General features: G+C 34.2%; 14 protein-coding genes. 4 read left to right on the top strand and 10 right to left on the bottom strand.

Annotation, left to right across the window (positions count from 1 at the left end):
- Positions 1 to 43: 43 nt before the first annotated feature.
- From ACIDC4_RS00120 to ACIDC4_RS00130, 3 genes are all read right to left on the bottom strand, one after another.
- On the bottom strand, positions 44 to 835 hold the full coding sequence (locus ACIDC4_RS00120) for a type 1 glutamine amidotransferase domain-containing protein (RefSeq protein ID WP_412043818.1): 792 nt from the start codon (positions 833 to 835) through the stop codon (positions 44 to 46).
- A 127-nt stretch (positions 836 to 962) separates the two neighbouring features.
- Complete coding sequence (locus ACIDC4_RS00125; RefSeq protein ID WP_412043819.1) at positions 963 to 1,532, bottom strand: Crp/Fnr family transcriptional regulator; 570 nt, start codon at positions 1,530 to 1,532, stop codon at positions 963 to 965.
- 275 nt (positions 1,533 to 1,807) lie between these two features.
- The gene (locus ACIDC4_RS00130; RefSeq protein WP_412043820.1) at positions 1,808 to 2,347 is read right to left on the bottom strand and encodes a YceI family protein; all 540 of its coding nucleotides are present in this window, start codon (positions 2,345 to 2,347) and stop codon (positions 1,808 to 1,810) included.
- A gap of 123 nt (positions 2,348 to 2,470) precedes the next feature.
- Between ACIDC4_RS00130 and ACIDC4_RS00135 the strand changes: the two genes are divergently transcribed.
- Complete coding sequence (locus tag ACIDC4_RS00135) at positions 2,471 to 2,812, top strand: winged helix-turn-helix transcriptional regulator (RefSeq protein ID WP_412043821.1); 342 nt, start codon at positions 2,471 to 2,473, stop codon at positions 2,810 to 2,812.
- A 34-nt stretch (positions 2,813 to 2,846) separates the two neighbouring features.
- Here the strand turns inward: ACIDC4_RS00135 and ACIDC4_RS00140 are convergent, their stop codons facing one another.
- Complete coding sequence (locus ACIDC4_RS00140; protein WP_412043822.1) at positions 2,847 to 3,281, bottom strand: hypothetical protein; 435 nt, start codon at positions 3,279 to 3,281, stop codon at positions 2,847 to 2,849.
- Between the two features lie 372 nt (positions 3,282 to 3,653).
- Between ACIDC4_RS00140 and ACIDC4_RS00145 the strand changes: the two genes are divergently transcribed.
- Positions 3,654 to 4,472 (top strand): alpha/beta fold hydrolase, encoded by an 819-nt coding sequence (locus ACIDC4_RS00145; protein WP_412043823.1) that lies wholly within the window; start codon positions 3,654 to 3,656, stop codon positions 4,470 to 4,472.
- A gap of 141 nt (positions 4,473 to 4,613) precedes the next feature.
- On the opposite strand, the gene ACIDC4_RS00150 is transcribed toward ACIDC4_RS00145, so the two are convergent.
- From ACIDC4_RS00150 to ACIDC4_RS00175, 6 genes are all read right to left on the bottom strand, one after another.
- Entirely contained in the window at positions 4,614 to 6,038 is a 1,425-nt protein-coding gene (locus ACIDC4_RS00150) for a SusD/RagB family nutrient-binding outer membrane lipoprotein (RefSeq protein WP_412043824.1), read from the bottom strand.
- 12 nt (positions 6,039 to 6,050) lie between these two features.
- Positions 6,051 to 9,245 carry a SusC/RagA family TonB-linked outer membrane protein gene (locus ACIDC4_RS00155; protein WP_412043825.1) on the bottom strand — a complete coding sequence of 1,065 codons (3,195 nt, stop codon included), beginning with the start codon at positions 9,243 to 9,245 and terminating at the stop codon, positions 6,051 to 6,053.
- 757 nt (positions 9,246 to 10,002) lie between these two features.
- On the bottom strand, positions 10,003 to 10,458 hold the full coding sequence (locus ACIDC4_RS00160; protein ID WP_065449857.1) for a hypothetical protein: 456 nt from the start codon (positions 10,456 to 10,458) through the stop codon (positions 10,003 to 10,005).
- A gap of 178 nt (positions 10,459 to 10,636) precedes the next feature.
- Positions 10,637 to 11,272: a hypothetical protein gene (locus ACIDC4_RS00165; protein ID WP_412043826.1), complete on the bottom strand. Its 636-nt coding sequence runs from the start codon at positions 11,270 to 11,272 to the stop codon at positions 10,637 to 10,639.
- 384 nt (positions 11,273 to 11,656) lie between these two features.
- The gene (locus ACIDC4_RS00170) at positions 11,657 to 12,223 is read right to left on the bottom strand and encodes a porin family protein (protein ID WP_412043827.1); all 567 of its coding nucleotides are present in this window, start codon (positions 12,221 to 12,223) and stop codon (positions 11,657 to 11,659) included.
- Between the two features lie 95 nt (positions 12,224 to 12,318).
- Complete coding sequence (locus ACIDC4_RS00175) at positions 12,319 to 13,077, bottom strand: hypothetical protein (protein ID WP_412043828.1); 759 nt, start codon at positions 13,075 to 13,077, stop codon at positions 12,319 to 12,321.
- A gap of 300 nt (positions 13,078 to 13,377) precedes the next feature.
- Here ACIDC4_RS00175 and ACIDC4_RS00180 point away from each other — a divergent pair, with 300 nt between their 5' ends.
- Positions 13,378 to 14,481: a sensor histidine kinase gene (locus ACIDC4_RS00180; protein ID WP_412043829.1), complete on the top strand. Its 1,104-nt coding sequence runs from the start codon at positions 13,378 to 13,380 to the stop codon at positions 14,479 to 14,481.
- Positions 14,478 to 15,245, top strand: coding sequence for a LytR/AlgR family response regulator transcription factor (locus ACIDC4_RS00185; protein ID WP_412043830.1), 768 nt, complete (start codon positions 14,478 to 14,480; stop codon positions 15,243 to 15,245). Before ACIDC4_RS00180 ends, ACIDC4_RS00185 begins: the two co-directional genes overlap by 4 nt.
- Positions 15,246 to 15,509: the final 264 nt, after the last annotated feature.

Raw genomic sequence — 15,509 nt, forward strand, 5'->3', positions numbered from 1 at the left:
ATGTTCTTTTATTTAATTAACACCAAACTAGCTTAAGATGGTATTACTTTTTAGATTCTAAAATAACAATCATTTTTTCTGCCACTCCTTTTGCAGAAGCAGGATTTTGTCCTGTAACCAAATTACCATCGGCAATACTGTGAGCAGACCAATTTGCGGCAGCGTGAAATTTTGCTCCTTGTTTCGTTAATGCAGTTTCTAATAAAAAAGGCACATCTGCAATGGCGTAACCTCTTTCTTCTTCATCTGTAAAAGAAGTAATGTTTTTACCGTTTACTAAGTAAGTTCCGTTGCTTAGTTTTACATTTAATAATGAAACCGGACCGTGACACACAGCTCCTACAACTGCATTTCGTTCGTAGGTTTCTTTAATTACTTTTTTCAGCAACTCATTTTCCGGCATATCGACCATTGGGGCTAGTCCGCCTGGTACAAAAACGGCATCGTATTGAGTAACATCTACTGTCGATAATTTAACGGCTTTTTGCATAGTTTCCCAGCCTTTTCCTGTTAGAAATGCCAGATTTCCAGGATCATTTGCTAAACTAAGAGCGTCTAAATAAGGTGTATCTCCGGTTAAGCTGGCAAAATCGATCTGGTAATTTGCTTTTTCGAATTCTGCATAAGGATGTGCTACTTCAGGAAGAAATGTTCCTGTTCTTCTGTTATTTGGTCCAATGGCATTGGCATTCGACACGATAATTAAAATTTTCTTGTTCATTTTTGTTTCGTTTTTAGAAGTTGTGTTTTGTTTTACTGCTTTGTTCTCTTTTTGATTTTGGGCATAAGAAGAAAAAAGGGCAAGTACTGCTGTTAGGATCATCAATTTTTTCATGGCTATAAATTTTAGGTTGTTATGAATTATTTATAGGGCAAATTTATGCCGGCTCTACTCCTCAATACGAGGAGCAAAGTCACAAAAAAAGTGTGACGGGAATCACACTTTGAGTTAAACAGGTATATTATTTATTGCCGGAGTAAAGTCTGCTGAGGGTTTCGCGGCTTACCCCGAGATATTCTGCAATATATTTTTTGGGGATTTTTTGCATGAGATTGGGATACAGGTCTGCAAATTCTTTGTATCGCTGCTGCGGATTATTAGAAAGCAATGAAATCACTCTTTGCTGAAGCGCAATAAATCCTTTGGTAAGCTTTATTCTAAAAAAGTGTTCCATTTTGTGCAGCGTAACCGAGAGTTGTTCCCTGCCCTCGAGTGTCAGGCACAACACTTCGCCGGGCTCCATACAAACCACGTACATATTGGCTTGTTTTTGATTGAAATAGGCGATGTAATCAGACATCCACCAGTTTTCTGTAGCAAATTGCACAATGTGTTCTTTGCCGTCTTCATCCAGATAAAAAACCCTGAAAATTCCGCTCATAATGATGTATTCATACTTTGCATCATCACCTTGCTGAATAAGATATTGATTTTTTAATACTCTTCTTATCGTGAAAAAGGGTTTGATAGATTCAAACTCCTCGTCAGTAACGGGTATTATTTCTTCAATATGTTTTCTCAGCTTTTCCATAGTTTGTTTTACCTTTTCAAAGATAGAAGATTAGTTTTTAATTTTATATTGCTGATTTTAGATTTTAGATTGTTGATTTCAGATTTTAAATTGTTGGGGATAATTTTACCATCTTACGATATTTTATTGGAGTAAAATAATCTCGAAATCCCGATAGCTTTCGGGAGCAAGGGCGCAAAGTGTACTTTTCTGATGATTTCATCTTATTGAAATTAAGAACATAAAGCTAAAAAACTTTGCGACTCTGCGTCTTTGCGAGATTAAAAAAGTCTAGCTTATTCAGCTAATTGACTGACCTGAATGTTTCCGATCAGTTTAACATCTTCACCTAATCCAAGACCTCCGGAATCTGTCATTTTGTTCCATGTCATCCCAAATTCTTTTCGATTTACTATTCCAAGAACTTCAAATCCATGCTTTATATTACCATGCCCATCGTTTTCTGATCCGCCATATTCTACTTTTAATTCAATTGGCTTAGTTACACCTTTCAATGTTAGATTTCCAGCCATTTTATAATCACTGCCTCCGGTGTTTACAAAAGATGTTGATTCAAAGGTAACTTTCGGGTAAGCGTCTGCATCAAAAAAGTCACCGTTTTTTAAATGTTCATCACTTTGCGGCTGGTTGGTATCGATACTTTTTACGTCGATGGCGATTGCTATTTTTGCATTGCTAAAATCTGTACCGTCAGTAATTATATTTCCTTCAAATTTTCTGAAAGAACCCGTCACAGTAGAAATAACTAAGTGCTTAATTTTAAAGAAAACTTCGGAGTGCAATGGGTCTATTACCCAGGTGGTTTTGTTGATCATAATTCTTTTTTTAATGTTTATTATCAGGACAAAATTATGTAGATTTGCTATACAAAATATAGTAGTTACCTTTGAGTAAGTAGTTACCTTAACGTAAGTGTATGTTTTTAAAATCAAATAATTATGAGTCAGAAAGAGGATGTTTGCCAATATCGATTGCTGGTTGCAAGGGATACTTTAGAAGTAATTCAGGGAAAATGGCGTTTGCCAATTATTATTTCATTAACTCATGGCAACAAACGCTTTGGAGAAATACAACGGGATATCGCAGATATTTCACCCAAAATGCTATCGCAGGAGCTAAAAGCTTTAGAAACAAATAAAATTGTTACGCGCACGCTTTACGACAGTATGCCGGTAACAGTAGAATATTCTCTTACACCTTTGGGTTTGACGATGAGAAAATTATTAGAAGAAATTCTGAATTGGGGTGTTATTTTTAGAAAAGAAATTTTAGAAAAATAAATGAAAGAAAACGATACTTATTATGGAGTAATTTCTAAATCGACTCTTTTTGCTTTTTAAGTTTAAGATCGATAAAATCAATCCATTTATCGCTTTCTTTCACAAACCATTTCCCTATTAGTTCTGTATTTTCATCATTAAATTTACCTTCAAATTTCATGATACTGCTTTTAATTTTAAATACATTTTTGGACAGATAACTCGTCATAGATCCGCTTTCGCCTTTCGAATTATAATATTGCATTTTTGCTCTTTCTTTAGAATTAGTCAAGGAAAAAATTTCGAAAGTCTGAGTTCTTTCATCACCCATCTTTACATCAGCTTTGTGCAGAATATAATTTCCGTTTAAAATATATTCGTAAGTATCAATACCAATTAATGCTACATTATCACTCTTGGTGAATATCGTCCCTTTGGTTACCCAAATTCCAATAAGTCTGCTGAAATTACTTGCCTCTATTGTAGTCATAGTATTTGGTTTAATTATTTAAAGTTGCCATAGCACAACAGCAATTTTATGATTTAGTATCATTTTATTTTCTACGATCATTATTTAGGCGATAAATATAACAGAATGCTCAAAAAAATATTTTACATTTAATTAATTTTGTAATTATATAATTTACAGATATTTACAAAAATATAATTAAATTTGAAAGACAAAAAATCAAGCACTATTTACGTCATTAGGTGTAATATAATTTTGAGAATGTCATTACTTAATCTAGATTAACGGATAGGTTTTCTCATCCTATATAAATTTGTACAAGAAATCTAAGTCAGATAAAAAGATCAAAAACTTAGATTGAATTAAAATATATTAATCTAAAACCAAAATAAGATGAGTACAATTACAGTTAAAGACGGAACAGAAATTTATTACAAGGATTGGGGAACAGGACAACCTATTGTTTTTCATCACGGATGGCCATTATCTGCTGATGATTGGGATGCACAAATGATGTTTTTCCTGAAACAGGGATATCGCGTTATTGCACATGACAGACGCGGACATGGGCGTTCCGGTCAGAGTTCAGAAGGCAACAATATGGAAACCTATGCTGCAGATGTAGCTGAATTGACTGCAGCTCTGGATTTAAAAGATGCGATTCATATTGGACACTCTACAGGTGGCGGAGAAGTAATACGCTACGCAGCAAAATACGGAAAAGCCCGTGTTGCAAAAGCGATCATCATTAGTGCCGTAACGCCAATAATGATAAAAAATGAAGCAAATCCTGACGGTGTTCCCTTATCTGTTTTTGATGAAATAAGAGAAGGTACCGGATTTAACAGAGCACAATATTTTTATGATTTCCCTATTCCGTTTTACGGATGGAATCGTGAAGGAACAACCGTTCAGGAAGGAATTAAACACAACTGGTGGCGTCAGGGAATGATGGGTTCTGTACTGGCTCATTATGAAGGAATAAAAGCGTTCTCAGAATCGGATTTTACAGAAGATCTTAAGAGTTTAGATATTCCGGTTCTTGTCTTGCACGGAGAAGATGACCAAATTGTACCTTATAATCAAGCACCTAAAGCTGCAAAATTATTAAAAAACGGAAAACTAATATCATATCCGGGATTCCCACACGGTATGCCAACAACAGAAGCAGATACTATTAATAAAGACATTTTAGAATTTTTAAAATCGTAAGGAATTACAAAATGCTTTTTTACAAAAAACCTCCAAAATTTTTGGAGGTTTTTATTTTATAAGGCTGATTCATTAATTATAAAAATCATTTCTGATCTGTATTTTTCAAGAATCAACTTCATATCTTTTCAGGACTTGTTTTTATTTCACATCAAACCATAGTTTCGTCGTCAGTAAATCTTTTCCCTGCGCGTCTACTGCGGCTTTATAACTAGTTCCATTTAGCGATTGCTCTGTACCAGGATAAAAGAAACGTGAAGGAATTTTTCCTTCCAAAAGCGAATTTGGACCAGCAACCAAAACCGGATAGTCAAGTCTTCTCCACTCTGCAAAAGCATCAAGACCTTGCCCGTAAAACGCAATCCATTTTTGAGTACCTATCGATTTGGCGTAGTTAGTTGCATCATATTTTACAGTTGCCTGATTAAGATAGTTGGCGATAACGGTCGCATCTGTAATACCAAATTGGTTGAATGATGCTGTAATAGCACTTTTATATAGCGCTTCTGCATCTCCGGCAATATAACCACGTGCAACTGCTTCTGCAACATTAAACAATGTTTCTGAATAAGACGCAAATACAGCCGGCGATTGAGAAGTCAGGAAGTAACTACCTGGCCTTGATGTTTTAGCAAGTCCCTGCGCATTGGCTGCAGCAGCTGATAACCCGTTGCCACCTCCAACATATTTACCCACACTAGCATCTGTTGGTAATTGAGCATAAACAGGCAAACGCGGATCTGATAACTCATATAACTTATCGACCATTGTTTTCGAAATACGGTAATCATCACGTGTTTCAAACCAGGCCGAAGCCGGATTTTGCTGTGGTGAACTGATGTAAGTAAACTTAAAAATATCATTGGTACTGCTAATTAACCCTCCGGCATCTGTTGTTGCCTCAATAGCTGTTTGTTTAGCCAATGCAGGCTCCCTGTCTGAAATTCTCAACGCTATACGCAAACGAAGCGAATTTACCAGTTTTTTCCATTTTGTAATGTCTCCTTTATAAGACAAATCACCAGTTACAGCTCCGTTTGCTGTACCTAACAAAGACTGAGCTTGTTTCAAATCCTCCAATAATCCTGTATATATTTCTTTTTGAGTATTATACGCCGGATTTACTTTTAGGCCTGCTTCTTTATAAGGAACACTGCCGTAAGCATCTGTCAACAATAAAAAAGTCCATGAACGCAAAGCAAGTGCAATTCCTTTATAATTAGAATTTGCCTGAGCCTCCGGAAAATTAATAATCGTATTTAAATCGGTAATTAAAGTCGAATACCCGGTATTCCATAAAGTGACAAAAGAACTGTTTGATAAATTAAACGTGTCCGGTTCTGTATATTGGATTTTTGCCCAATGCTGAACAAATAATAATGAGGAATCAAAGTTATTTGTTGAACCCCAATATAAATCCGCACCCTGTTTTAGTGATCCTGTCAACAGGTATGGCGCCAATGGAGTTTCGGTTGCATTTGGATTTTTATTTATATCATCCAATGCATCGCTGCAAGAACTAAATGTCAATGCAAAAAGCGTTATATAGGCTATTTTTTTTAGCATGAGTTTGTGTTTTTAAAATTTAAGATTAACATTAAGGCTGAAATTTCTCGTAGATGGCAGGGAATACTGTTCTAATCCTTGTGCATTTCCGGTATTGTAAGCCGTTTCAGGATCAATATTGGGTACCTCTTTGTAGATAAAAAACAAGTTACGACCTGCAGCAGTTATACTTGCTGATTGCAATCCCAGTTTCCTTACTAAGCTTTTGTTTACATTATAAGTCAACTTAATTTCTCTCATTTTTACAAAAGTAGAACTGTAGATATAAGCTTCACTAATATTGTATGACGCTTTGTAATATTCCTGCGCACTAAGCACCGTAGTATTTGGAGTTCCGTTTGCATATACTCCCTTAAAGATCATTCCATCATCATATATTGGTAATCCGGCCGGGGCATTTCCTCCTGATACCAAATTTTTTACCTCTTTTCCGTCACTGCCAGTTGTTACGTAATAATTTAATCCGCCATTTGCTGCATCACGACCCGGAAGAGTCTGAGCCAGTACACCTGTATAATTCCCTACTCTGTTTGTTCCTGAAAAAAGTTCTCCACCTACGTTAGCATCAACAAGAAACGAAAGTTCAAGATTTTTATAGGTTAATGTATTTGTAATACCTGCTATATAATCCGGAGTATAATGTCCTAATACTTTTTTATCCGTTGCAGCTTGTGGCAATCCATTAGAACCTACTACGATATTTCCATTGGCATCACGCTGATAAGCTACTCCGTAAAGAGCTCCATAAGCTTGCCCTACAGATGCCAAAACATCAACACCACCTGAAGAACCAATTGTATAATTTTGAATTTGTTTATCATAATCAAGAATATCTACTTTACTTGTATTCTTTGAATAATTTCCGGCAATATTCCACTTGAAGTTCTCAGTTTGAACAGGAGTTCCATCCAATTGAATTTCGATACCTCTATTGTTTATTTTACCTGCGTTGATCAATTGTGATGTATAACCACTTCCTGCAGTTGTTTTGATTTCCAGAATCTGGTCGAAACTATTCGTATTATAATAAGCAACATCAAAATGAAGTCTGTTTTTAAAGAAAGTAGCTTCTAAACCAACTTCGGTAGAACGGGTTGTTTCGGGTTTCAAATTCTCATTAAGTTTTCTCTTAGAAGAAGTTTGAATTGGATTTCCGTCGAATGCCGTTTGAAAATCGTAAACCGTATTCAATTGATAAGGATCTGCATCATTACCCACTTCAGACCATCCACCACGAAGCTTTAAAAAATCAAGTGTGTTACCTTTTAGATTAAGTAGTTCGGATAAAATCAAACTACCATTAAAGGAAGGATAAAAATAAGATCGGTTGCTGCTTGGTAATGTCGATGACCAGTCATTACGAGCCGTAACGTTTAAATAAGCATAATTTTTATAACCAAATTGCGCTGAAGCATAAGCACTATAGACTCTTAATCTTGATAATGTATTTGATGAAGTTAACGGATCTCTTGAATTCGTCAATGTATATAAATCAGGTACAGCCAAACGCGGTGCTTTTTGATAATTGTTTGCATCGCTATGGTTACGAATATTGAATCCGGCAAGAGCATCTACAGTAAAATCATCGTTTATTTTTTTAGTATACGTAAAAATACCCTCTGTATTTTGTTCGTTTACCGTATAAGCATCTTCAGCATACGATCCAAAAGGAGTTCCGTTTGTACCATATTTTATCGTGTATTTTCTTCGGTCGTTATAATTGTCAACAGAGGTACGGAATCTAAAATTAAGGTCATCTGTAAGTTTTACATCCAAATGGATATCTCCTATTAAACGGTTACGCTGCTGACTTGTGGTATTATAATAAGCAGTCCAATACGGATTGCTGTAATAACTGTTGTTCCAGTTGTTATCTCTGTTATTTCTAAGCGCATCCATATCGACCTGGCGTCCAAACCACGTAAACTGAAGCATCACGCCCGCAGCACGATTACCTGATGGTCCTCCAGGTAATGTTGGAGCATCTGTAACAATATAATTCCCTGTTACACCTACCTTAACCCTGTCTGACAATTTGTAATTGGCATTTACACTAAAGTTTGTTTTGGTCACTTCACTATTAGGAACTGTCCCTATTTGTTTTTGATTGTTTACTCCCAAACGGAAATCTGATTTTTCATCTGATTTTGCTACAGAAATACTATTTTCATAAGTAAGACCAGCATTAAAATAGTCTTTTACATTATTAGGGTGAGCTACAAAAGGCACTGCTACCCCATTTGAATTGAATTGAGGAATAAGGCGTCCGTCCATTTTAGGACCCCAGCTTTCATCCGTTTGATCATTAATACCGCCACCTTTACCATCAACATAACTGAATTTTCCGTTTGAACCTTGTCCGAATGTATTTTGATAAGTAGGTAAAAGAGAAACTTCAGTAATCGTTATACCAGTATTAACGGTTACACCTAATCCTTGCTGACCTTTTCCTGATTTTGTAGTAATAAGAACAACTCCATGTGCAGCACGCGATCCGTAAAGCGCGGCAGCATTAGGCCCCTTTAGTACATTTATTGATTCAATATCCTGTGGATTCAAATCGGCAATCGCATTTTTGAAATCACGTGTAGCTCCACCAACACTTCCTAACTGCGAGTTATCTACCGGAATTCCGTCTACCACAAATAGCGGCTGGTTGTTTCCGGCGATAGAGGTTTCACCACGAATAACGATACGTGAAGATCCCATATCTCCTTGTGAATTGGTAATACGAACTCCTGCTAATTTTCCGCTAAGACCGTTTAGAAAATTGGTTTCCTTTGTAGTTTCCAAATCCTTACCTTTTACAGACTGGGTAGTATATCCTAAAGATTTTTTCTCTTTAGTAATACCAAGCGCTGTCACTACTACTTCTGACAATGCATTCTGTTCCTGAGTAATACTAACCGTAACAGGATTTGAATTAACTACTACTTCTGTTCTTTTATACCCCATATAACTTACTACAAGTGTATAAGGAAATTTTTGACCTGTCTGGAAATAAAATTTTCCATCAAAATCTGTTACAGCACCGTGTGTAGTACCTTTTATATTTATCGAAGCGCCAATAACCGGCTCTTTTGTAACAGCATCAACTACTATTCCTTCGAGTTTAGATTGAATTAACGGCTTGGTTTCTTGAGCTTTAATCCCTATGGAAATCAACAAAATGCATACAAATGCATATCTATTTAATTTTTTTTTCATTACTTTGTTTTAGTTTAATAAATAAGGCGAGCCCTGGAAGATTTACTTCAATCCAGCTTCCTTATAGAGATGTACAATTTCTTTAAGCTTCACCATTTCTGCTGCAACAGAAATGGTCTTTTTTTTTTTCAGCTATGCATTCGTCTTTTCATTTTTATTTTTTTTTGATTATTGTTATTTGTATTAAACTTATAAAGATTTTAATGCCAAAATTAAGCTCTGATATTCTGAAAATAATTACGTAAATTACTATTAAAGCCTTATTTTACTATAAGTTCTACTAAATCGATAGAACAAAGGTAAATTAAAATTACTAGTTCCAAAATTTTAACCGAATTTTTTGAAAAAATAATGTTAATTAAATCAAGTCGATTTTTTAAAACACTAAAAACAAAACAGTTAAACAGTTTAGGAATTTTTATAGCGTGTAGGAATTTTTCTAAAACAGATAAAAATAAAATAGAAATTTTAAGTGTATTTAAAATCTAATATAAATGCAAGAAAGGCATTACGACAGAATTAATGACGATAATTGGATTGTTTTGGCAATTATTCCTAGCGGTTACTAATCACAAAAAATCTATTAGGAAAGTGTATTAAATGAAGAAGAAAATGATCTTATATTAAAAAACGAGAAAGTGCCTGCATTAAAAAAAGCAAAACGGAAGTTAAAAGTGGCTAATGAAGAAACTCACTTTAAGGCAAAAAAAAAGTCTATACTTCTCAGTACAGACTTTTTTTGCTTTAAAATTATAAATTACATTTCGTTCAATTCATTGAACTCGTGTAAAGATTTTAATGTGTTTTCGTAAAATAAGATTGCCGCAACAAGATTTCCTTTGTCTGAGTATGGCATCATTTTTCTTTGAAACTCTACTGTAGTATCTAAGAAAGTTGTAGTACCAAGTGCCTGGTTCTCTAATATTTTCTTGTGAACTCCATCGTCTGGAATTCCTAAGTCTGCCATAGTAACACCTGGTTTAGTAACCAAAGCGATGTAAGGCAGAGTTTTTACTAAAACTTTAATACGCTCGATGTATAGTTCCAGAAGTTCTCCTTTTTGCATACCGCTTAGTTCTTTCTGATCATGGTATTTACGGATTAAGGCTGTTGTGCTAATAATACTTCTTGGGGCGTTTTTTGCCTGTGCAGAAATTGCACCGGTTGTCAAGAAGAAAAGTACGCATAATAATAAAGTAATTTTTCTCTTCATTGTATAAATGTAATTGGTTGTTGATAAAAACAAAAATATATAAATTAACTTAAAATACAACTTTATTACTTCCTTTTTTTATTTAATAGTCGTAATTTCTTACTATATGGAGCTCTATTCTAACTATTTAATTATTTTTTGTGAGATGCTGAAATTTCACCACTATTACTGTTAATTTTTACGTCTTTATTATTCTAAAACGTCCCGGATATTTAATCCAGATACTTTTTTTGTTACCATAATAGTCCATAAATTCTTCGCACACAAAAACCGCATGCACTTTTGACCATGCAACAACACCGCAAAATTCACTGCCTGATTGTCGCTTTAGCTTTTGTATTTGTTTGCCTAGTTTAAATCCTAAATATTTATAGATGGTTGGCGTATAAACTGCACCATCTTCTAAATCCTCTAATGCCCTGTCAAAAGTTGCTTCTTTATCAATAATCTGCTTGTATTTTGCCATTACTGCATAGGTCAATACGGCATAGTCTGTTATTTTTTCACTTTCGCAATTGTCTTTGATAAATATAAAACCTGCAGATATTTTGGCTTTATTTATTTCTTCATTATTCAACTCAAATGATGCATCATTTTTTAGCGTTATCTTTTGTAAATTATCGTTTATTTTTTCGGTTACAAAAAGATTGTCTAATCCATAAACATTCAGCGAAGCCTTGATAAAAGCTATTGATGAACAGTTGGTGCGTTCTCCTTGTTTAAAGCTTTCAAATATTTGATCTGAGCTCAATTGCCCATATGAATTAGAACAAATAAAAATGAAAAATAAAAATGTTGAAGTAACTAATTTCATTGTCTTTAAATTTTATAATTGTTTCCCCAATGATTTTTTGGCGAATATATAGATTTTACAAATCTATAAAAATCACCTCATAGTTGTTTTTTGATTCTTCACTTTTATTAAAAATTATCAAACAATTTAATTATTAAGGTACAATGAAATAAAAAAGCACTCAACCTGATCAAAACAATAACATTAAACTAAAAAAGGTTCGCTTTTGTAGCGAACCTTTTTCATCATTTATCAATACCTAAACTACTATTTATCTTTTCGTTTAATTCTGTTCTTGCCTTTAAAACAAAAGTAATTGCGATACTAATTACGACGCATAAGGAGATAAACAAGATTGCTAAAGTGATAAGGAGGCCTTTTAGTATTTTATAAAAATCCATTATACTAAAGCAAGCGAAGAGACAATCCTGCCTGAATTTGATGACTGTTGGCTTTTGCGCCAAAGTCGCTCACATCAGAAAATCCCCATACATATCTGGTAAAAATAGTGACCGGTCTTATATTTACCTCTGCTCCGGCAACAAAGGCAAAATCAGTTTTCTTGAACAATTTTTTACTATTATTCAAAACCGTTTCATTCCCACTGGCAAGAAAACTAAACTGCGGACCCGCAACAACAGTAATCAGTCCTTCGCTGTTTAAACGCAGTAATACCGGCACACTAATATAGTTAAGCGTTTTGTCTTTTTTGAAAGCATCATTAAAAACATCCTTATAATTATCCGTGATTTTAGTATTCGTCTGATTGAATAATACTTCTCCCTGCACCCCTACAAAATCTGTAAAATTGTAGTAAGCAAAACCACCCAGCTGATAACCCAGCTCAAAATCACTATCAAAATTTTTACCATCGAGTTTGTTCATATTTACACCGCCTTTCACGCCAACATGTATCTGGCTGTAACCTAATATGGACATGAATAAAGCTGTCGCTGTAATAATTTTTTTCATTTTTTAATATTTTTTTAATTTGAAAATAATACGATCCCGCACTACTGTTTTTTTTTGTAAAAGCGGCAGATCTAAAAAACCTGCCGCTTCTTAAATTATTTCTTCGTGTAATTGGAGTATTCTGTAATCGTTTTTATATTAGTGGCCTGTCCTATAAATTTAGCCTCCATATTAAGATTTTCATTTACAGGAACATATTGTCTTGCCTCGTCATTCCACTTGTACTTCACTACAATATCAAATTTATCTGCAGTAAGAATATTCACTTTTACAGGCTTTTCGTTAAGCGTTTGTATTTGATCCATCTTTTTGGTTTTAAGATTAATCGTCATATAAAATCTACAATCTTTTACAAAAGCATTTTCTTTGGTAAGAGAAGCTGTTTCGACTTTGTAACTAATTACCAGTTGATCTGCTGTTTCTTTCTCGATTTTATAACTTGTATCATCTGTAGGAGGCGTTGGCGAAGTTTTGCTTTGGTTTTTTCTAAAAGAATTTGTTGCTGATTTAGAAGGCGATTTTCCGTCTATAGAAACCACACTCCATTGCTCTGGTCCGGAAGCAGACGGATCGAATTTAGCAATCGTTACGGCTTCGCTCGCACTCGTTATGATGGTTTGTTTAAAATCGAAAGCAAGATTATCAGGTCGTTTTGTTTTCTCCGGATTCAAAATGCTGGAATCGATTCCGTATTTAAAAAAGGCATCTAATACCTTTGATTTTTGTGCCGAAGCCATAGAAGTAAAAAGCACCATAAAAAGAAAAATTACTGCATTTTTTTTATACTGCTCTACTTGCGAATTCGTTTTTGCATTACAGAAATCTTCTTGTGTCATTACCATTGTTTTTTTCATTGTTTTAGATTATTTGTTATAATTATGGTGCAAAAATATTCTCCGTCTGTGCCTTTTCCGGGGATTTATTAAGTGAACTGACGAATCTGTAGGGTGAACCGTCAATTTGATCTGTTGAATTAAAAACCGAACCTTGTTTCAAATCAAAAACCCTTATAGACAGTGACTTCACATCACAAAAAATATAAACTCGATAGTCAAAAAAAACTTTTATTTCGGCTAAAACTCCATCAAAATTCTTTTATTTGCAGACTCAAAAAGAAATCATCCCACTTTTGATCTCTTATAAAAAACAATCTTGTGAATCATACCGAAGAAATAACTGGTCCTGTAGAAAAGAGCTACCAAAAGAGTCTGCTTCTTTTTACGTTCTTATTTTTAGGCTCTTACTCGACCCTATTTATCTTATTCCCCTTTTCGTATTGGCGGGATTATTTTAACTTACCATCACATTTAATGCTGTTGGATGTACTAACCAATATCATTTTCTGCGCTATTATATTGATTGTTAGCCTTTTTATTGACAGGGTTTTAAACAGGAAAATATCCTGGATGGTAAATCCTGTAAAACGACTCATCATTCAGATAATATTTCAAAGCTTTGGCGCATTGCTCGTAATTATTGGTTTATGTATTATCTATTATATGTACGGAGAGTATTTAACCGTTACTCCTCCAGTTAAAATAGGTTTGCGGGAAACATTTTATACCATTATTTCGATCATATTGTGGGCATTAATGGTAAGCGCACTTAATACAGGTGATTTTTTATTAAAAAACTGGAAAAACGCCACCATAAAAGCGGCAGAATACAAAGTAAAAGCAGCCGAGAGTAAACAAATAGCAGCCGAAATCGAACTGCAAGCCCTCAAATTACAGCTTGATCCCCATTTTGTTTTTAATAACCTAAGCGTACTTTCAGAATTGATACTAAAAGATCAGCAATTAGGACATGAATACACCGAAAACTTTGCAAAAGTCTATCGGTATTTACTAATTAATTCAAGAAAAAAACTGGTTTTGTTACAGGAAGAACTGCAGTTTCTGGAGGCTTATCTTTTTCTGATTCACAACCGTATGGGCGATGGCTGTACTTTTGATATTGACATTGATAAATCGAAACTCAGCATGCAGATCCCGCCCATTACGTTACAGCTTTTTATCGAAAATGCCCTGAAACACAACCGCACCGAAGAAGAAAATCCATTACAGGTTAAGATTTATTCTAATGACAATGAAGAGATTGTAGTATCAAATACTATTTTACCGCTCATAAAAAAAGCGCCTTCTACAGGAATTGGATTAAAAAATATTATCAATCGTTATGCTTTATTAAGCGATCGAAAAGTTTCTATCGAAGAAAATAAGGAGACTTTTACCATCAAAGTACCACTCATTAAATGAATACAATAAAAAAAATATTAATCCTTGAGGATGAAAAGCTGAACTCCGAGAGAATTAAACGTTTGATTCTTAAAATAAAACCTGATGCCGAAATTGTGGGCGTTTTGGCAAGTGTTAAAAATACCGTTTCCTGGTTATCCGAAAACCAATCTCCCGATCTCATCCTTATGGATGTGCAATTGGCAGACGGACTAAGCTTTGAAATCTTTAATCTCACAAATGTCACCTGTCCTATTATATTTACTACAGCTTATGACGAATATGCCATTAAAGCTTTTAAATACAATAGCGTCGACTATTTGCTAAAACCAATTGAAAAAACCGAACTCGAAGCAGCTATCATTAAACTAGAAAACTCTTTGAAACAGTCTGTCAAACCCAATTCTCAGATTGAAGAACTGATAGCCTACATGCAGCCTAAAGAATACAGGAATCGTTTTCTTATACCGTACAGAGATGGATATCGAAAAATTGATGTAGAAGACATTGCCTGCTTTTACTCGAACCTGAATATTAATTATGCTTATTTATTTAATGGTGAAGAAGTTGTCGTACCGTATACGCTTGAAGCTCTCGAACAGGAACTAAATCCTAAAAGCTTTTTCAGGGCAAATCGCCAGTATATTATACATATAAATTCTATCGAAAAAATCGATAACTATTTTAATGGTAAATTGAAACTAAAAATCAAACACAGCAAGGACGAAGCTGTTATTGTAAGCAGGACAAAAGCTTCTTTTTTGAAATTATGGCTCGATTATTAATATTTTTTTCTTTCAAAGTAAACTGTTTAATAAAAATCAATACATTTGTCGCTCATCAATAAGAAAAATGAAAAACTTAATTAACATCACTATTATTAGCAGCATTATTATCATTCGATAATGATCAGGGATGTTATATAAATAAGTACACAGATACATTTAAAACCTCCCTCTTTGGGAGGTTTTTTTATTTAAAATAAACATGAAAAATTCAGTACAAAATAATATTAGCATAATTATTATTATTCGTCTTTTATGACGGGA

This window comes from Flavobacterium sp. C3NV, assembly GCF_046825355.2.
GTDB lineage: Bacteria > Bacteroidota > Bacteroidia > Flavobacteriales > Flavobacteriaceae > Flavobacterium.